This window comes from Pontibacter diazotrophicus (assembly GCF_003367245.1).
In the GTDB taxonomy this organism is placed as follows: domain Bacteria; phylum Bacteroidota; class Bacteroidia; order Cytophagales; family Hymenobacteraceae; genus Pontibacter; species Pontibacter diazotrophicus.
Genome location: NZ_QRGR01000008.1, coordinates 212,632 through 229,447, shown reverse-complemented (window position 1 = coordinate 229,447; position 16,816 = coordinate 212,632). Strand labels below are relative to the sequence as shown.

At 50.8% G+C, this 16,816-nt stretch carries 18 protein-coding genes; 10 read left to right on the top strand and 8 right to left on the bottom strand.

All coding sequences use genetic code 11. The features are described 5' to 3' along the window. Positions 1–241 precede the first annotated feature (241 nt). The gene (locus DXT99_RS09160; protein WP_317048135.1) at positions 242–1,063 is read right to left on the bottom strand and encodes an MOSC domain-containing protein; all 822 of its coding nucleotides are present in this window, start codon (positions 1,061–1,063) and stop codon (positions 242–244) included. Between the two features lie 176 nt (positions 1,064–1,239). Here DXT99_RS09160 and DXT99_RS09155 point away from each other — a divergent pair, with 176 nt between their 5' ends. Further along, positions 1,240–3,198, top strand: coding sequence for a M1 family aminopeptidase (locus tag DXT99_RS09155; RefSeq protein ID WP_115565237.1), 1,959 nt, complete (start codon positions 1,240–1,242; stop codon positions 3,196–3,198). Positions 3,199–3,210: 12 nt separating this feature from the next. On the opposite strand, the gene DXT99_RS09150 is transcribed toward DXT99_RS09155, so the two are convergent. Together DXT99_RS09150 and DXT99_RS09145 are read right to left on the bottom strand one after the other, a co-directional pair. Beyond that, on the bottom strand, positions 3,211–3,558 hold the full coding sequence (locus DXT99_RS09150; RefSeq protein WP_115565236.1) for a TM2 domain-containing protein: 348 nt from the start codon (positions 3,556–3,558) through the stop codon (positions 3,211–3,213). 4 nt (positions 3,559–3,562) lie between these two features. After that, positions 3,563–3,907 carry a DUF2752 domain-containing protein gene (locus DXT99_RS09145; protein ID WP_115565235.1) on the bottom strand — a complete coding sequence of 115 codons (345 nt, stop codon included), beginning with the start codon at positions 3,905–3,907 and terminating at the stop codon, positions 3,563–3,565. A gap of 65 nt (positions 3,908–3,972) precedes the next feature. On the opposite strand from DXT99_RS09145, the gene DXT99_RS09140 reads away from it, so the two are divergent. The 4 genes from DXT99_RS09140 (at position 3,973) to DXT99_RS09125 (ending at position 6,971) form a co-directional block, all read left to right on the top strand. Further along, positions 3,973–5,430, top strand: coding sequence for a PQQ-dependent sugar dehydrogenase (locus tag DXT99_RS09140; RefSeq protein ID WP_115565234.1), 1,458 nt, complete (start codon positions 3,973–3,975; stop codon positions 5,428–5,430). Between the two features lie 4 nt (positions 5,431–5,434). After that, positions 5,435–5,788 (top strand): c-type cytochrome, encoded by a 354-nt coding sequence (locus DXT99_RS09135; protein WP_246000606.1) that lies wholly within the window; start codon positions 5,435–5,437, stop codon positions 5,786–5,788. A 66-nt stretch (positions 5,789–5,854) separates the two neighbouring features. Further along, positions 5,855–6,385, top strand: a complete 531-nt coding sequence (locus tag DXT99_RS09130; protein ID WP_115565232.1) for a dihydrofolate reductase family protein — start codon at positions 5,855–5,857, stop codon at positions 6,383–6,385. Between the two features lie 97 nt (positions 6,386–6,482). Further along, positions 6,483–6,971 carry a hypothetical protein gene (locus DXT99_RS09125; RefSeq protein ID WP_115565231.1) on the top strand — a complete coding sequence of 163 codons (489 nt, stop codon included), beginning with the start codon at positions 6,483–6,485 and terminating at the stop codon, positions 6,969–6,971. 49 nt (positions 6,972–7,020) lie between these two features. Here the strand turns inward: DXT99_RS09125 and DXT99_RS09120 are convergent, their stop codons facing one another. The 5 genes from DXT99_RS09120 to DXT99_RS09105 all read right to left on the bottom strand — a co-directional run bounded on the left by DXT99_RS09120 (position 7,021) and on the right by DXT99_RS09105 (position 10,957). After that, on the bottom strand, positions 7,021–7,296 hold the full coding sequence (locus DXT99_RS09120) for a hypothetical protein (protein ID WP_115565230.1): 276 nt from the start codon (positions 7,294–7,296) through the stop codon (positions 7,021–7,023). A 2-nt stretch (positions 7,297–7,298) separates the two neighbouring features. After that, positions 7,299–7,841, bottom strand: a complete 543-nt coding sequence (locus DXT99_RS09115; RefSeq protein WP_115565229.1) for a hypothetical protein — start codon at positions 7,839–7,841, stop codon at positions 7,299–7,301. A 189-nt stretch (positions 7,842–8,030) separates the two neighbouring features. Further along, positions 8,031–8,933, bottom strand: a complete 903-nt coding sequence (locus DXT99_RS09110; RefSeq protein ID WP_115565228.1) for an SMP-30/gluconolactonase/LRE family protein — start codon at positions 8,931–8,933, stop codon at positions 8,031–8,033. 278 nt (positions 8,934–9,211) lie between these two features. Next, positions 9,212–9,427: a hypothetical protein gene (locus tag DXT99_RS26835; protein WP_147294192.1), complete on the bottom strand. Its 216-nt coding sequence runs from the start codon at positions 9,425–9,427 to the stop codon at positions 9,212–9,214. A 264-nt stretch (positions 9,428–9,691) separates the two neighbouring features. Beyond that, entirely contained in the window at positions 9,692–10,957 is a 1,266-nt protein-coding gene (locus DXT99_RS09105) for a DEAD/DEAH box helicase (RefSeq protein ID WP_115565227.1), read from the bottom strand. Between the two features lie 105 nt (positions 10,958–11,062). Between DXT99_RS09105 and DXT99_RS26830 the strand changes: the two genes are divergently transcribed. The 5 genes from DXT99_RS26830 to DXT99_RS09085 are packed head-to-tail and all read left to right on the top strand — an operon-like array spanning position 11,063 to position 16,586. Beyond that, positions 11,063–11,329, top strand: a complete 267-nt coding sequence (locus DXT99_RS26830; protein WP_147294191.1) for a hypothetical protein — start codon at positions 11,063–11,065, stop codon at positions 11,327–11,329. Next, a complete protein-coding gene (locus tag DXT99_RS09100; protein ID WP_115565226.1) occupies positions 11,302–12,000 on the top strand; it encodes a TetR/AcrR family transcriptional regulator in 699 nt (232 codons plus the stop codon). Before DXT99_RS26830 ends, DXT99_RS09100 begins: the two co-directional genes overlap by 28 nt. Positions 12,001–12,007: 7 nt before the next feature. After that, positions 12,008–13,747, top strand: a complete 1,740-nt coding sequence (locus DXT99_RS09095) for a peptidase domain-containing ABC transporter (RefSeq protein ID WP_246000603.1) — start codon at positions 12,008–12,010, stop codon at positions 13,745–13,747. 5 nt (positions 13,748–13,752) lie between these two features. Further along, positions 13,753–15,117: an HlyD family secretion protein gene (locus DXT99_RS09090; protein WP_115565225.1), complete on the top strand. Its 1,365-nt coding sequence runs from the start codon at positions 13,753–13,755 to the stop codon at positions 15,115–15,117. Between the two features lie 11 nt (positions 15,118–15,128). After that, complete coding sequence (locus DXT99_RS09085; RefSeq protein ID WP_115565224.1) at positions 15,129–16,586, top strand: TolC family protein; 1,458 nt, start codon at positions 15,129–15,131, stop codon at positions 16,584–16,586. Positions 16,587–16,816 lie beyond the last annotated feature (230 nt).

Sequence of the window (16,816 nt, the reverse complement as noted above, 5' to 3'; positions counted from 1 at the left end):
ACCAGCCATCACTTACAACTAATGTTATGACAATAAATTGTGGATACACTGCTTGTATACCTTATAAGGATTTATATCAATTTTGTTATATATCTTATTCATTAGGTTCAAGTTAACCCATCTGCTTATCTACTATCACTAAACTTTTATACTTTAAGCACAAAACATTGCAAGCTGCACAGGCGACTATACCACTACTGCCCTATTTCCTGCATTTGTTGTTCGTTGCAAATGACAGCCGCTACTTCAGAAAAACCACCTCCAGTTTGTCGCCGACCTGTACTGTACCTGCTGTACTGCTGGATAACAGGTTTTGCCCGAAGACTGTTTTGTGGCGGAGTTGCCGGTAAGTTGCCAGCGTCCGGAGCGGCTCCGCACTTTTCTCAGCTGTTTCCTGGTTGATGGTCGTCACCACGCAGCGGGCACAGGGCTTTACAGCCTGAAAAGACACTTCTCCTATAGTAAAGTTGTTCCAGCTATCCTCCTCAAAGGGCGCTCCTCCCCGGAACACGAAGTTGGGTCTGAACTGGTTCATAGGCACGGGCTGCTTTAGCCTGCTGTTGAGGTCATCAAGGGAAGCCTGCCCAATGAGCAGGAAGGGGTATCCGTCAGCAAAGCTTACCACCTCTCCATTTTGAGCATAGTCGGTATCCACGAGGCGCCGGGCCTGCTCGGGCATACGCACTAAGCGCGCCGGCATACCCAGCGCTTCCGTGAACCAGGCACTTATCGCTGAGTCCACCTCCTGCGCAGTCACCGTATCGTCCCAGACAGTTACCTGTAATTGCGGCACTGCGGCATCTTTCACTTCAAAAGGTATGTACAGCGGCTCCAGTGCTTCTTGCTTGTGGCTCACTGATAATCCTTTCTCTAACAGCGACACCTGTAACAGAGCTATCTGGGCATGCTGCCGCTGTGTCAGGAATTTTCCTTTGTCATCCACCAGCATCCAGCGGCGGTCGTAGCGCAGGCCACGGTCTTCCAGTTCCGCTGCGGGAACACTGATGCCTCCTAAAGATTTGATTGGGTAAATATAAATTTCGGATAGATACAGGTCAGTCATTGGATTTGGGAATGAATGTGGTCCGGACACAGCGCAAAGAAGTGTGGCGGAGCGCAAATTTAAATTTTGCTTTGCTTTTATCAAGATAATCTCTTCTGTTTCTAACACATCTACACAACAGAAACCGTAATATTATTTGCAATAGCTCTCTTCTTCCCGCATAAAACAGCTGAACCATGCACATCAGGAACCTGCTTTTCTTACTCTTTGCCTGCCTCTGCTATCAGAAGGCATCGGCACAAAGCACCGGCAGCTGCGCTGAAAGCCATATGCGCGCTGTGCAACGGCAGGCTGCGGCCACGCCCGAACACCAGCGCCTGATGAACCAGTACAACATGACCTTCTACAAACTTGACCTGCAACTGGAACGCAACAGCACCTACATTGCCGGCAACGTGACTTTAGCGGCTGAAGTAAGAGACTCTCCCCTTACCGTTTTCGCTTTCGAGCTTCACCCCAATTTTCAAATCGATTCGGTGCTGGTAAATGGCACCAGGGAAACTGTTATCAGTCGCAATGCTGGCGATGTAGCGGTAGAGCTATCCTCTTCTGTAAATACAGGTGCGCCCGTTAGCGCCATCATTTACTACAAGGGCACTGCTCCCACCGGGGCCGGCGCTGCTATTGGCAACGGATTCAGCACCGCCACGGATCCTAACTGGGGCAACTCCGTTACCTGGAGCCTCAGCCAGCCCTATGCCGCCTACGAGTGGTGGCCAACCAAACAGGTACTCACTGATAAAGCCGACTCGGTGCATGTATTCGTAACAACCAGCGCAGAAAACAAAGTAGGCTCCAATGGGCTGCTGACGCGTGTGGCAGATGTACCCAACAACAGGAGGCGCTTCGAATGGAAGTCCCACTACCCGATAGCATACTACCTGGTGTCAGTAGCTGTTTCTGACTATGCCGAATACCTGATTAGCGCCAATCCGGAAGGCGCCGCAGCATCTGTGCCTATATTAAACTATGTGTACAGCGGGGGAGCGCTTGACTTTTACAGAGAAGAGATAGACCGGACGGCGCCCTTCCTGGAGTACTTCTCAGAGCTGTTTACGCTCTACCCTTTCCATGAAGAGAAATACGGCCATAGCATGGCCCCAATGGGCGGCGGCATGGAGCACCAGACGATGACCACGCAAAGCACCTTTACCTTCACCCTCACGGCCCATGAACTGGCACACCAATGGTTCGGCGACCATGTTACCTGCGCCACCTGGCAGGATATCTGGTTGAATGAGGGCTTTGCCTCCTACGCTGAATACCTGGCCCTGCAGCGCTATAGCCCAACCGACGCCGGCACCTGGATGCAGCAGGCGCATGCCTTCGCCTTACAACGCCCCAGCGGGAGCCTTCGCGTCAGGGATACCACCAGTGTCAGCCGCATTTTTGATTACCGCCTGACCTACAAAAAGGCCGCAGCTGTGGTGCACATGCTGCGCTTTGAGGTAGATAATGATGCGCTGTTTTTTGAGGCGCTGCGCAACTACATGCGCCAATACGGTGGAGGCACAGCCTATACCGCTGACCTGCAGCGTGTTTTTGAGGAAACAACCAACATGGATCTCAATTACTTCTTTGACCAGTGGTACAATGGCGAAGGTTATCCCATCTTTAACGTCGAGTGGAACCAGGAAGGGAACAGGCTGCTGATAGTAAACCGCCAGACCACCAGCAGCACATCAACTCCATTCTTCAGAACAGATCTGCAGTACCTTATCAGAACCGCCACAGGAACCACCACCGTTCGCGTGACACAGGACGAGCCACTGGAGCAGCACCTGCTAGAGGTGGAAGGCACTATAACAGCTGTCGAAGTAGATCCTCAGAACTGGGTGCTCAACACTGCGCTGCCTGCACAACAAAACCCTGCTTTAGAAGTGCCAGCATTAGAAGAGGTCGTGCTTTACCCCAACCCAACACCTTCCTCCATACAGATTGACAACCTCTCCTTTGGACCTACCGCTGCCATCATCTATAACACAGCGGGGCAGATAGTAAAACGCCTTCCTTTAAAAGAGACAATGCGGGTAACTATGGATGTTTCTGATTTGTCCGCCGGGTACTACATATTACAGCTGAGCAACAACAGGCAGCACTATCGCGCCCGCTTTATTAAAGTGGGTGGAAGATAGGCATGTATCGCTTCAGTACTGCATCATGTAAATTACCCGCTGCGCTTCCTTTACATTATACTCAAAGGCCAGGCGTTTATAGTTGATGGCGTCGATGATGGTACCAACGGCGCAAAGACCGCCGGTAAAAAAGTAAAGCAGGCCCATTCCAATCTGACCGAGCAGGAACCGGTGCACGCCAGCTACGCCCACTAACCCGATTAGGGCTGTAATGAGGACAATTTGTGAATCTTTGCGGCGGGAACGGTAAATGTGTACAAACCGCTGCGCTTCCTGGTCCGACATGTCCTTTACCAGCGTCTGAATGTAGTTCATTTCCTCCGGGTCCAGCTCCGGCATCAGGTTTAGAATATTAGCCATAGTTTTATGTTAGGTTTTTATTTTCAGTTCGATAATACGTCCACAGCAGCAGTTGCCCGCAACGCCATAGTAAAATTAAGACTGCGGGCAACGCCAGCGGATGCGCCTCCCACGAAGCCTGCCATTCCCCCCGGAACAAGTAGGCAATGCCATGCCCCAGGCCACAACCCCAACACCCGCTCCCCCATACCCAGCTAAAAGGGCAAAAGCTAAACAAATGCTCCCCGGCAGGCTCCATCAGCGCCAGCGCACCAATACCCAGCACCCAAAACAATACCTCGAACAGGCTGTTTTTCTGTTTGAGTGCTGTCAGGTAATGCTTTTGATGAAGGCCTGGTTTCAACTTCATAATATAGCGCAACGTACGGAATGATAGCGTCTTAATTTAGAACAATATTCTGAGAATCAAAAACTATGAAAACATCCCTTCGCCTGCTGCCACTGTTCTTGGCCTTCTGCCTGTGTGGCTGCTACCGCATCTTGCCGTCTAAAGGAGGCGCCCAGGGCAGCATCCGCACCGAAGCCCGGCCAATTAATCCTGATGATATTGCGCTGCCCGCGGGATATTCTGCTGAGGCAGTGGCCACCGGCCTTACCTTCCCGACGGCAGTGGCATTTGATGAGCAGGGGCGGCTGCACGTGATAGAGGCAGGTTATTCTTATGGCGAAGTGTTTCTGGAGCCCCGGCTGCTGCGCGTGGAGCCCGGCGGCAGCCTCACGACGGTGGCAACAGGGCAGAAAAATGGTCCCTGGTCGGGCATCACCTTCCACAACGGCAATTTTTATGTGGCAGAGGGCGGCGTACTGGAAGGAGGCAAAGTACTGCGCATATCCCCTGAAGGCAACATCACCAGCTTGGTAGAGAACCTCCCTACGATGGGCGACCACCACACGAACGGCCCCGCAGTAGGACCGGACGGCAATTTATACTTCGGCCTGGGCACTGCCACTAACTCTGGCGTAGTAGGCCAGGACAACTACAACTATGGCTGGCTCGAGCGCCACCCCAATTTCCACGACATACCCTGCAAAGACGTTATACTGGCTGGCCGGAACTATACCAGCGAAGTGCCGCTCCCGTCTAAAAGCGGAAAGCAAACAACGGGGGCTTATGTACCTTACGGCACACCTACAACGGAGGGGCAGGTAATAGAGGGGAGCCTCCCTTGCTCCGGATCTGTTATCCGGATATCGCCGGAGAGCGGGCAGATGGAGTTAGTGGCATGGGGCTTCCGGAATCCCTTTGGTTTGGCCTTCTCTCCCAACGGCACCTTGTATGTAAGCGACAACGGCTATGATGTGCGCGGTAGCCGCCCGGTATGGGGCAACGGCGATTACCTGTGGCAGGTGCAGCCAGGGCAGTGGTACGGCTGGCCCGACTACTCCGGCGGCCTCGCCTTTAACGGCGACCGGTTTGACCCGCCTGGCGAAGACGCCCCTCAGCCTCTGCTGGCACAGCACCCGAACGAACCTCCCCAGCCTGCTGCCACACTGGGAGTACACTCCTCCTCCAACGGCCTCGACTTCTCCCGCAGCAGCGCCTTCGGCCATCAGGGGCAGGCATTTATCGCGCAGTTCGGCGACCTGGCACCAGACGTGGGCAAGGTGCTGGCTCCGGTCGGGTATAAAGTGGTGCGGGTTGATGTGGCAAATGGCACGGTAAAAGACTTTGCCGCAAACAAAGGCAAAAAAGTGGCCCCTGCTTCAAAACAGAAGTCAGGCGGCCTGGAAAGGCCTATTTCTGTAAAGTTCTCTCCGGATGGGCAAAGCCTGTACATCGTGGACTTCGGCGTGCTGAATGTGGAAGGAAAGGAGCAGGTGCCGCAACAAAACACCGGCGTTATCTGGAAGATCACCAAAAACAGCAATTAGCCTTATGAAACGACTTATACAATATTGTACGATTTTCCTGTTGATGCTACTCTTATGCTATTGCGGCACGGCAAGGAGAGGTGAACCCGTTTTTGCCCCTGTTCCATTAGCAGACCAGGAAATAGCCAGAGGCGAGGTAGTATATATGAACTACTGCCACAAGTGCCATCCTGGTGGTGAGGCCGGCTTAGGTCCTGCCATCAATGACAAACCCCTGCCTGGTTTTATGATTAAGCTTCAGGTGCGTAATGGTTTGGGGGTGATGCCGGCGTTTAAAGAAGAAGTGATTCCTGATGAGGAACTGGATGATATGGTAGCCTATCTGAAAGCACTCCGCAAAGCAAAAGAAGAAGAGTAATTCACAGCGAGCAACGTATATCTAAATGAGGGATAAAGGCAATAGAGAATTGCAAAAGCTATCTGTATGAGAAAGATTGTACTCTATATAGCCGCCAGCTTGGACGGTTATATAGCCCGCTCCAACGGCAGCACAGCATGGCTGCACGACGAGACATATACAATAAAAGGAGAGGATTTCGGCTACAGCGAATTTCTGCAGACCTTTGACACCACGCTCATGGGGCACAGCACCTACAAGGTTGTTCTCGGCTTCGACATGCCGTTCCCCTACCCTGACAAAGAGAACTATGTCTTCAGCCGCTCTTCCGGACACACAGACACGGAGTATGTACAGTTTATAAGCACTGATGCAGTAGAATTCGTACAGAAGCTGAAGCAAAAGCCGGGCAAGGACATCTGGCTTATAGGCGGCGGACAACTGAACACGCTCCTGCTCAACCACAACCTCATCGATGAAATCATCCTCACTTATGTTCCAAGGGTGTTAGGCGAAGGCATACCGCTTTTTGCACCCGGAGCACAGGAAAAGAAGCTAAAAGTGCGCAGCAGCAAAAGCTACGACAATGGATTTGTGCAGGTGAGGCTGGGGAAATAAATGCTTTTCAGCGGTTGCCTGAGCCTGCTTCAGTTTTTTATTACCTTTGCCGCACACTTGTCCTGACAACAAGTGCTGACATTAGGCATTCTATACTTTGACGGATAAAATCAGGAATCAACTCAGGGGGCTGGCCATCTACCAGATTATTGGGGGCAGTTTGGGCATCGCCTTCACTGTTGTGGTTATGCTGCAGGGCGATACAATTCTCACGCAGCAAGTGCTGCGTGCTTCCATTCTTGCAGCGGCGCTGTTTATTTTTTCTGTTATCTGCGGATCCATATTGCTCCGCAACCCACAGCGTGGCCTTAGGCTTTCGCTGGTGAACCAGGTGCTGCAGGTGGTATACTTTGCATTTGGTGCCTATAGCTTTCAGTATGTGGCAGGCCTACGCATTGGCTTGGGCTTTGATATGGTTGGCTCCTGGACCTTTAAATTCCGCCTGGCCCTTTCCTCCTTCCAGTTTGCCCTTGGCACCGACACCGGGCAAAAATTTATTGGCATAAACCTGCTGGCGCTGTTCCTGATTTTCTGGATAGAGAGTTTGCAGGACAAGGTAAAGCCTGACCGTCAACGTCAACTATAAGAACTTAAGCCTGATATAAGTATATTTATGCCAGGCCCAAGCTAATTATTTAGAAAAAGGCAATTGCGTTTGTATTGTTATAAACCTGAATCACTTCAAGTAAATCGACCGTATTCACTGACACTGTTGCCAGGCCAGCACCAACACTAACAGGTACCCCCACTACAAATGCAGTAGCAAACGGAGCCGCGGCAATACCAAGCACGGAAAAACCAACACCGCCTAAAGCAATATTCCTGATAAGCGCTTTTCTTCTTGCCTTATGCTGATGCTCCCGCATAAGCTCCTCCGCCGCCTCATTCCCTGTGATTATCCCCGTCAGCATGTCTACTGTTTGCGCACGAGCCTGCTTATTACCAGATTCAAGAGACTGCAGCTGCTTACCGTCTGGCTGATGTGGGTAACATAGCCTGCACTATTCTCAGCGTAGGTGCTGTAGCCATTAATTTTACCGCTTATTACCGGGAAAAGCCACTGGTTATTGTAAGAGGTTCCGGCTATGGTGTCTCCAGAGGCTTTATCAACCCTGTAAATGTATTGCGTGTCTGACGCTTTTATCTCTTCGTCTTTGGAGGCTAGTGTATAGCTGGCGCTTTGCTTTTCATATTTAATCCGCCCTGTGACTTCTCTCTCAACCCCATCAAGAAACATCACCTTATACGCATAGGCACGATGCAACTTAAAGAGCTTCTGCCTGTTCTTTTTTCCTGCATCCTCATCGCCTAACCCGCTGCCCTGACCAAACAATTTCACATTCGAATTATCAAATTCTACTCCTGCCTGTTGAGAAGACTGAGCGTGTGCTCTAAACCCACAGCATAGAATGAAAAACACCCCTGCTACTACCTTTCCTGCTGATTTTATTTTCATGACGCCAATATAAATGGCTTCATATATAGCATCCTAATTTCATGTTAATAATATTAGAAAGGTTATATAATCACTTATTTCGTTTCTTTTCGAAACTTACAGACAGGCAGCATCTTCCCCAGAACCGGCAATATAAGTATTTTTATATATTAGAAGTCACAGAAACAAAAGGGGCTTGAGTTTCAACTATTATGATTTCCCCTCGTAAAACGCCGCCGGCACGCCCCGTACGCCAGGTTTTACAGCGAACAATCCTCCGCTTCCGGGATATTTCTCTAATTGCTCCGGCGTTAGCCATTCCCTTACAGTTGTAATATAGAGGATGTCAAGGTTCTCTCCGCCAAAGGCGACAGAGGTTGTGTGCAGAGCAGGCACTTCCACGCGCTGCATCACTTCGCCAGTGGCAGGATCGCAGCGTATGACTGCGCTACCTCCCCAGAGGGCAATCCAGAGTTTGTCTTCAGCGTCTATAGTCATACCGTCAGGTGAGCCAGACGCAGGAATGTGAATTACAGTCCTGCCCTTGCTGATTTCCCCGGATTTGTCATCATAGTCAAAAGCCTGCACCGTCATGGTTGGGGTGTCTATGTAATACATCGTTCTTTTATCTGCTGACCATACAATGCCGTTGGATATAGTGACATTATCCACTACCCGATGGAAGCTTTTGTCTTTGTCCATCCGGTACAAGGCTGCGGCTCCTTCCTTTACATCGTAAGCCATGGTGCCAACCCAGAATCTGCCGGACGGATCCGCTTTCCCGTCGTTGAAGCGCACAAGCGAATCATCCAATGGCTTTGTAACTAAGGTAAGTTCTCCTGTTTTTGTATCCATTCTATGGATGCTGTTTTCAACAGCCAATAGAACGCCGCCTCCTTCGATAGGCACAACCGTACCTGCCTTCCCGCCTGCCGGAAACTGTATGTCTTTGTTGGTAGCGGGATCATAGATATGCAGTTCCGCTGCTTCTATGTCCACCCAGTATAGCCTCTTTTCAGTAGGGTGCCAGATGGCCCCCTCGCCTAACCTGGCTTTGGCGTCCAGCACCAGTTCGGCAGTTGTGTTTTGTGGGAATGAAAATGATTCTGTCATAAGCAGGCATAGCATCAGGTTAAAGCACAATAACGTCTTTTTTATAAAGAAAGATTAGATTTTCAGGGGCTTCACAAATGGAGGGCAATTAAGATATATAGCGCTTCTTGGGAGTACACCCTGTGCAGACAGGGATAATGACTTCCGTATTATAGCAACAGCGGCCACTTCATTTATTATGAAAGTGGCCGCTGTTTACAGGAGAAACACGATTGCTTCTCTTCAACTTTTCGGGTAAAACATCAAATGATAATCAAGCTTCGGCTTGAGGGAAAACATTATACAGTATCAGGTTTATCAGCAAGGCTGCAACTTGGATATAGCTGCTCCTCCCTTTTATGTTTCATTTCAATCCTCTCTTCATCCAGCATCTCCTGATTGATAGCATCAGTAAAGCCTCTGGTGAAGCCAAAGCTATCATCCACTGTTCTTTGGCTGTAGTTCCAGGTATCGGAAATCCATCCCGGACTACTATTTCTTCTAGGTCTTCTCATCACACACACTCCTTTCTTTCATTAGGTGCCAGAAATTTTCAGACACAAGTTAATTCAATGATTTATATTATTTTATACGTAAATTATTGTATTAAGTGGTGCAGCAAACGAGAGTAAACTGTCGCAGGAAATGTAGAAATGATGAGTCTCGGAACGAGTTATATAAGAAGGGAATCAGCAGGCCCTTCAACAAGCATTTTAAAAGAAAAGGCCGGTGCAGATATGGAATCTGTACCGGCCTTTTAAATAGAGTTATAAAACAACTTACTTCTTTTTCTTTGCCTTGGCTTTCGCTTTTTTGGCTTTGGCGGCTTTCACTTTTTCATCGGTTTCCTCCGCCTCCTTTAACAGCGCTTTCCAGTCGTATTTAGCTTCGGCGCTGAAGTCGATGGTGGCTTCGTAGTCCTCTTTATCTACTTCCAGCACCTTGATGTCTTTCGTCAGGTAGTTTTGAATCTCATCCAGAATCGGCTTCTCCTCGGGGCTGCAGAACGTGACAGCAATGCCTTTGGCCGTGCCACGGCCAGTGCGCCCCACCCGGTGCACGTAATTCTCCGGCTGCTCCGGCAGATCATAATTCACCACATAGTCTACATTCGGAATATCGATGCCGCGTGCGCTCACATCAGTTGCAATAAGCAGTTTGGTGTCGCCCTTGCGGAACTTCTTCATGGCGTCGAGGCGGTCTTTCTGATCTTTATCACCATGAATGGTCATGCTCTCAATTTCCACGCGCTCCATGGCTTTCATCACCCGCTCGGCACGCACTTTGGTGCGCACAAACACCAGTATTTTCTTATCCGGGTTTTCCTTCACCACGCGCTCCAGAAAAAAGCGCTTGTCGTCCATGTCCACGTACATCACCGAGTGGTCCACGTTCTTTGCTACCGGGTCTTTTGGTGATACCTGGATGCGCACCGGCTTGTTCACCAGCGAATAAGCCAGCTCTTTTATTTTCTCATTGATAGTAGCCGAGAAAAACAGCGTCTGGCGCTGGCGCGGCAGTTTAGTAATTAACTGCCGGATGTCGTGTATAAAACCCAGGTCCAGCATATGGTCGGCCTCATCGAGAATAAGAATTTCCACACGGTGCAACTGTATATACCCCTGGCTTACGAGGTCGAACAAGCGGCCTGGTGTGGCCACCAGTACATCAATTCCTGCCTCCAGTTTCGCAATCTGCGGGCCCTGCTCCACACCACCGAACACGCTGAAAATATTCACACGGGTGCCTCGGCCAATTTCGTTAAACACCTCGGTGATTTGAATAGCCAGTTCCCGTGTAGGCACCATTACGATACACTTAATGCCGTCGCCACGCTTCCTGTTCTTACTGAACTGCAACCTGTCGAGCACCGGGATAGCGAAGGCCGCCGTCTTTCCCGTTCCGGTCTGGGCAATGGCCAGCACGTCCTCCCCTTTCATGATGGGCGGAATAGCTTTGTACTGAATATCGGTGGGCTTTGTGAAATTAAGTTTGCTTAAGCTTTTCTTTATTTCATCAGAGATGCGGTAGTCTTCGAACTTCATAGGAATGTGATTTAATGGCTACTGCCTATAAATACGGCAAAAGCAGGTTACAAAGGTAGAGAATAATGTCATTGATCGTTCATTGTTGACTGCCACCAGCATACAATGCCTGAACCCGCTACTCCCGCCCAAGCCCACCGCCTGGCATTTGCACTGCATCAAATAAAAAATGATAGTTTTAGAAACTTTTTTGATAGTATTACTATTATAAATGAAAGTTTTGTAACTTTGCAGCACCTTAAAGGTTACAGAGCACAAGAACATACCCGGCTCATATATATGGCCGGGGGAATTGAAGATAAACTATCAGGAACAGAAGAACACAAAAGGCATAAACAGCAAAAATGGCCACAAGCATACACATCAGCCTAGATCACAAATGTTACCTGCGCGAGCCGGAGAGCACTGAATTGGGTAAAAGGATTATTTCGGAGAGCATCAGGCTAATTGATGCGCTGGGCTTTGAGCATTTTACCTTTAAGAAACTTGGAGCAGAGATTGGTTCTACAGAGGCCTCTATTTACCGCTACTTCGAGAACAAGCATAAGCTGCTGGTATACCTCGTGTCGTGGTATTGGGCCTGGGTAGACTATACAGTAACGTTCCAAACACACAATATAGCAGACCCACGCGAGCGCCTGTGCAGGGCACTGGAGGTGCTGACAAAGGCCGGACAGGATGATGATCCGAGTGTGGCTTATATAGATGAGCGCATCCTGTACCGCATTGTAGTGGCGGAGTCGTCTAAAGTATACCACACCAAGGAGGTGGATGCCGAAAACAAGGAAGGCTATTTTCTGGAGATAAAGCGCCTCTGCCACCGCCTGGCGGAGATGGTGCTGGCCGTAAATCCAGCTTACCCTTACCCGCATGCGCTCATCAGCACGGCGATGGAGGCGGCACACCAGCAGTTGTATTTTGCCAAGCACCTGCCATCGTTAACGGAGATAAAAGACACGCAGCATCCGGAAGAAGAAACAAAAGATTTCCTGAAGCACCTGCTCTTTTCAGCAATTGATAGTATACAATATAAAAGCAAGTAAAGTAACCATGGCTAACCCTAGCAAACAAAAGCATGCAACACCCATGCAGCGTTTCCTGAACCTGCTTTCGATAGAGAAACGGGAAATTATATACCTCTATGTTTATGCAGTAGCGGCAGGACTTATCAGTTTGGCGCTGCCCCTGGGTATACAGAGCATTATTGGCTTTGTGTCCAGCGGGCAGATATCGGTTTCGGTAATAGTACTTATCGGGCTTATCGTGCTGGCTCTGCTCATCGTAGGCGGTTTGCAGGTGATGCAACTATGGCTGGTGGAGTACCTGCAGCAGCGCATTTTTGCCAGAAATGCCTTCGACTTTGCTTACCGCATACCACGCCTGCAGGCAGAGGCCCTGAACAAATACTACCCACCGGAGCTGATGAACCGCTTTTTTGATGTGGTGTCGCTGCAAAAGGGACTGGCGAAAATATTGCTGGACTTCTCTTATGCTGTCATCCAGATCATATTCGGCCTGATTCTGCTCTCGCTTTACCACCCTTATTTTATTTTCTTAGGAGTTATACTGGTTGTCGTTCTGGTCTTCATTATCTGGAGAACCGGAGACAAGGGCGTGGAGACAAGTATCAGGGAGTCGAAGTACAAATACAAACTGGTTGCCTGGCTGGAGGAAATGGCCCGCTCCCTGAGCACGTTTAAACTGGTGGGGCACACCGACCTGCCAATGCAACGCACTGATGGCTATGTGAGCAGCTACCTGGAAGTACGAAAAGAGCATTTTAAAGTACTCATGACGCAGTACCTTAGTTTTGTGGGCTTCAAGACCTTTATTACAGGTGGCCTGCTGGTGCTGGGCTGTATTCTGGTAGTGCAGCGGGAGATCAACATCGGGCAGTTTGTCGCCTCCGAGATCATTATCATCTTGATTATGACAGCGGTAGAGAAAATTATTGTGAAGCTGGATACGGTGTATGATGTGCTGACAAGCCTGGACAAAATAGGGCATGTAACAGACTTACCAATCGAAGAGGTGAAAGGCATAAACCTGGAAGACCTTCCGCTTAATGGCGGGCTTGGCATACAGGTGCAGCACTTGCGCTACCGCTACCCAGACCTTCACAGAGCAATCCTGGAGGACATCAACTTTAACATAAAGCCATCGGAGCGCGTTTGCCTGGCGGGCTACGACAATTCAGGCAAGAGCACGCTCATCAGCCTGCTGCTGGGCCTGTATCCTTCTTACGACGGAAGCATCATCTACAGCGGTGTGTCACTCCGCGACCTGCACATTGGCAACCTGCGCAGCCTCATCGGCGATAACATGTCGAAGGAGCAGGTATTCGACGGCACCCTGCTGGAGAACATTACACTGGGAACTGACCTGCCGCTGCAGGATGTGCTTTGGGCAATAGAACTGGTAGGCCTGAGTGATTTCGTGCACCAACTGCCAGAAGGACTCCAGTCCTACCTCGTAGGCGGCAGTCAGCGCCTGCCGGGCAGCATTGCCCGCAAAATAGTGATGGCGCGCAGCCTGGTGCGCCGCCCTAAGCTGCTCATTATCGATGACTTCTGGGTGGGCATGAGCAAAAATGAGAAGATGAGATTAATGCGCACACTCACCAGTGAGCAGTTTAACTGGACGATGATCATTGTGTCCAACGACCTGGATGTAATGCAACTCTGCGACCGCACACTCCTGTTGCAGGACGGAAAACTGGTAGCCTCCGGCAATTATGAGCAGATAAGCCAGCACGAACTATTGAAAGAACTAACGGAAGTAACAGCTTAAAAGCTATGGCAAAGACAGTAAAAGATAAAGACCAAAGGAACTACATGGAACTGGAGGCCATGCAGCAGGTGCAGACGCCTCGCCAGGGCCGCATCCTCACCTACTGGATCGCAGGTATCTTTCTGGTGGTTGTGCTGTGCCTCTTTTTACCCTGGACCCAGAACATCAGTTCGCAGGGCACGCTAACGGCGCTCACACCACAGGACAGACCGCAGACAATAGAGTCTGTTATAGCAGGCCGTATTGAGAAATGGTACCTAATGGAAGGCACCTTTGTGAACAAAGGTGATACCATTGCAACCATATCAGAGATAAAAGAAAAGTACATGGACCCGAACCTGCTGGCTAACCTGGGACAGCAGGTGGAAGCGAAACAGGGTTCTGCCGTGGCAACAGGAGCAAAAGCCGAGGCCATGCAGGAGCAGATACAGGCGCTGCGAGAGGGCCTGGTGTTCAGCCTGCAGAAGGCCCGGAACAAGGTAGAGCAAAACCGCCTGAAATTACAGAGCGACAGCATGGATGTGGTCGCGCAGCGCACGGAACTGGCTATTGCCGAATCACAGTTTGAGCGGCAGGAGAACCTGTATGAGCAAGGTCTGAAGTCGCTGACAGAACTGGAGCAGCGCCGCCTGAAGCTGCAGGAAGCGCAGGCAAAGCTTTTATCCCTGATAAACAAGTTCGATGCTTCCCGCGCGGAGCTGCAGAACGCCGGCACAGAGCTTAACTCCCTGCAGGCGGATTACGCCGATAAAATTGCGAAGGCAGAGGCAGAACTGAGTTCTACCCGGTCTTCCATTTTTAGCACACAGGCAGACGTGGCAAAGCTACAGAGCGAGTACACCAGCACGCAGGTCAGAAGCCAGTACTACCACATCCTGGCGCCCCAAACCGGCTACCTGGTCAGAACACTGAAAGCGGGTCTCGGCGAAACGATAAAAGAGGGCGAGGCCCTGGCAACCATTATGCCGAATAATCCGCAATTGGCAGCAGAGCTGTATGTAGATGCCCTGGACCTCCCACTCATAAAGCCGGGAGATGATATGCGCCTGCAGTTTGAGGGTTGGCCTGCCCTGGTATTCTCCGGTTGGCCAGGTGCCAGCTTTGGTACTTTTGGCGGCGAGGTGGCTGTAATCGACAACACAGGCACAAACGGCCAGTACCGTCTGCTGGTAGTGCCGGACCCGGCGCAGGAGGATTGGCCTGATGCGTTGCGTGTCGGCTCCGGCGTGCAAGGCTGGGCCATGCTGAACACCGTGCCTATCTGGTACGAGATATGGCGCCAGTTGAACAACTTCCCGGCTGATTATACAGGCGACGGTACGAAAGGAACAACACAGAACACAAATAAAGCTCAGGCGAGCTACGAGTAATAAGTTGACGCATGACATTGAAGAATAAATATATAATGCTGCTGCTGGCGCTTCTGCTGCTTGTATCTGGTATGCCTATAGCACAGGCACAGGTGCAGCGCCCGCAGCAGGCACAGGATTCCATTCGGGCCCTTACGCTCCGGGACTTCCACCGCCTCATCCTGCAACACCACCCAGTTGCCTCACAGGCTGCCCTGCTCACGGAGCAGGCGCGGCAGGAGTTGCGAATGGCGCGCGGCACCCTGGATCCGGTTATCAGCAGTAAAGTATACCGCAAAGAGTACAACGGCAAGGAGTACTACAACCTCTGGAGCAACACGCTGCGCGTACCCACCTGGTTTGGCCCGGAGTTAATAGCCGGCTATGATCAAACACAAGGGCAGTACCTGAACCCGGAAGCCAGCACACCAGAGAGAGGCCTGAGCTATGCCGGAATATCTGTGCCACTGGGCCAGGGTCTGTTCATTGACGAACGGCGTGCTATTATCAGACAGGCAGACCTGATGCAGGGTATAGCAGAAGCAGACCGTGTAAAACTCATCAACAAGCTGCTGCTGCAAGCCACCAAAGATTACTGGGACTGGCTTTTGTTTTTCCGGGAGGTACAGCTGTACCAGGAGTCGCTGGAGCTGGCAGAATTCAGGCTTAGAGGAGTTCGGATACGGGTACAGGAAGGAGACCTTGCCGCCATTGATACCGTAGAGGCGCTGACCGCCGTGCAGGACCGTCAGGTAATGCTGCAGCAGGCCCAGCTGGCCTACAACAACACCAGGCTGATGGTGGCCACGCACCTCTGGGGCCCCGATCAGGTACCGCTGGAGCTGCAGGAAAGCACAGTACCTGCCTTAACCGGCAGCGAACTGACCTCGCTGCCCCAGGACTCGGTGCAGCAGCTGCTGGTAATAGCGAAGGCAAACCACCCTGACCTCCGCAAGCTCTCCCTGAAAGGGCAGCAGCTGGAGGTAGAGCAGCGTTTTGCCGCCAATAAGCTACTGCCCAAATTAAACGCCGAGTACAATGTGCTGCAAAGTGACTTTTACCTGAATTCTGATGTGCTCGAGCGCCAGCATATGGGGGCTAACTACAAACTGGGCGTAAGCTTTAGCATGCCATTGTTCCTTCGGGAGGAACGGGGAAAGCTGCAGCTCACAAAGGCCAAGCAGCAGGCAAACAGCCTACAGTTGGTGCAAGCTGTCCGCGAGGTGGAAAACAACGTGTTAGCTGCCTTTAACGAGTGGCAGGCGCTGGAAGAGCAGATCAGGCTGCAGGAGCGAATGGTGGAGAATGCAGAGACACTGCGGAACGGAGAGACTATCCGCTTCCAAAACGGGGAAAGCTCTTTGTTCCTGGTGAACGCCCGCGAAGTGAAACTGATGGAAGCACAACTGAAGCTCTATGCTCTCCGTGCAAAGTACGCCAAAGCCAAAACAACATTATATTGGTCTGCGGGTGAGATTTCGGTGGATTAATAAATGGTTCGAGTATTAGGCAATGGGAATAACGGAGTGGTGTTACGAACACCGCGTTTGCTCCGCTTTAAGTCCCGGCGGGATGACCTGTTGATAGCCTGATATGCAATGGATTTCCTGAGCTCCAGCGGAGCGACCTGTAAACACAGCCCCAACAGGTCGCTCCGCTGGAGCTAAAAATTGCAGCATTGATTTCAATTAACAGCCCATCCCGCCAGGGCTACTGCATT

Bases quoted from the DNA above. Each gene is read 5' to 3' on its own strand.
- DXT99_RS09160 (WP_317048135.1), bottom strand. From the start codon at position 1,063: ATGACTGACCTGTATCTATCCGAAATTTATATTTACCCAATCAAATCT.
- DXT99_RS09155 (WP_115565237.1), top strand. From the start codon at position 1,240: ATGCACATCAGGAACCTGCTTTTCTTACTCTTTGCCTGCCTCTGCTAT.
- DXT99_RS09150 (WP_115565236.1), bottom strand. From the start codon at position 3,558: ATGGCTAATATTCTAAACCTGATGCCGGAGCTGGACCCGGAGGAAATG.
- DXT99_RS09145 (WP_115565235.1), bottom strand. From the start codon at position 3,907: ATGAAGTTGAAACCAGGCCTTCATCAAAAGCATTACCTGACAGCACTC.
- DXT99_RS09140 (WP_115565234.1), top strand. From the start codon at position 3,973: ATGAAAACATCCCTTCGCCTGCTGCCACTGTTCTTGGCCTTCTGCCTG.
- DXT99_RS09135 (WP_246000606.1), top strand. From the start codon at position 5,435: ATGAAACGACTTATACAATATTGTACGATTTTCCTGTTGATGCTACTC.
- DXT99_RS09130 (WP_115565232.1), top strand. From the start codon at position 5,855: ATGAGAAAGATTGTACTCTATATAGCCGCCAGCTTGGACGGTTATATA.
- DXT99_RS09120 (WP_115565230.1), bottom strand. From the start codon at position 7,296: ATGCTGACGGGGATAATCACAGGGAATGAGGCGGCGGAGGAGCTTATG.
- DXT99_RS09115 (WP_115565229.1), bottom strand. From the start codon at position 7,841: ATGAAAATAAAATCAGCAGGAAAGGTAGTAGCAGGGGTGTTTTTCATT.
- DXT99_RS09110 (WP_115565228.1), bottom strand. From the start codon at position 8,933: ATGACAGAATCATTTTCATTCCCACAAAACACAACTGCCGAACTGGTG.
- DXT99_RS26835 (WP_147294192.1), bottom strand. From the start codon at position 9,427: ATGAGAAGACCTAGAAGAAATAGTAGTCCGGGATGGATTTCCGATACC.
- DXT99_RS09105 (WP_115565227.1), bottom strand. From the start codon at position 10,957: ATGAAGTTCGAAGACTACCGCATCTCTGATGAAATAAAGAAAAGCTTA.
- DXT99_RS26830 (WP_147294191.1), top strand. From the start codon at position 11,063: ATGCCTGAACCCGCTACTCCCGCCCAAGCCCACCGCCTGGCATTTGCA.
- DXT99_RS09100 (WP_115565226.1), top strand. From the start codon at position 11,302: ATGGCCACAAGCATACACATCAGCCTAGATCACAAATGTTACCTGCGC.
- DXT99_RS09095 (WP_246000603.1), top strand. From the start codon at position 12,008: ATGGCTAACCCTAGCAAACAAAAGCATGCAACACCCATGCAGCGTTTC.
- DXT99_RS09090 (WP_115565225.1), top strand. From the start codon at position 13,753: ATGGCAAAGACAGTAAAAGATAAAGACCAAAGGAACTACATGGAACTG.
- DXT99_RS09085 (WP_115565224.1), top strand. From the start codon at position 15,129: ATGACATTGAAGAATAAATATATAATGCTGCTGCTGGCGCTTCTGCTG.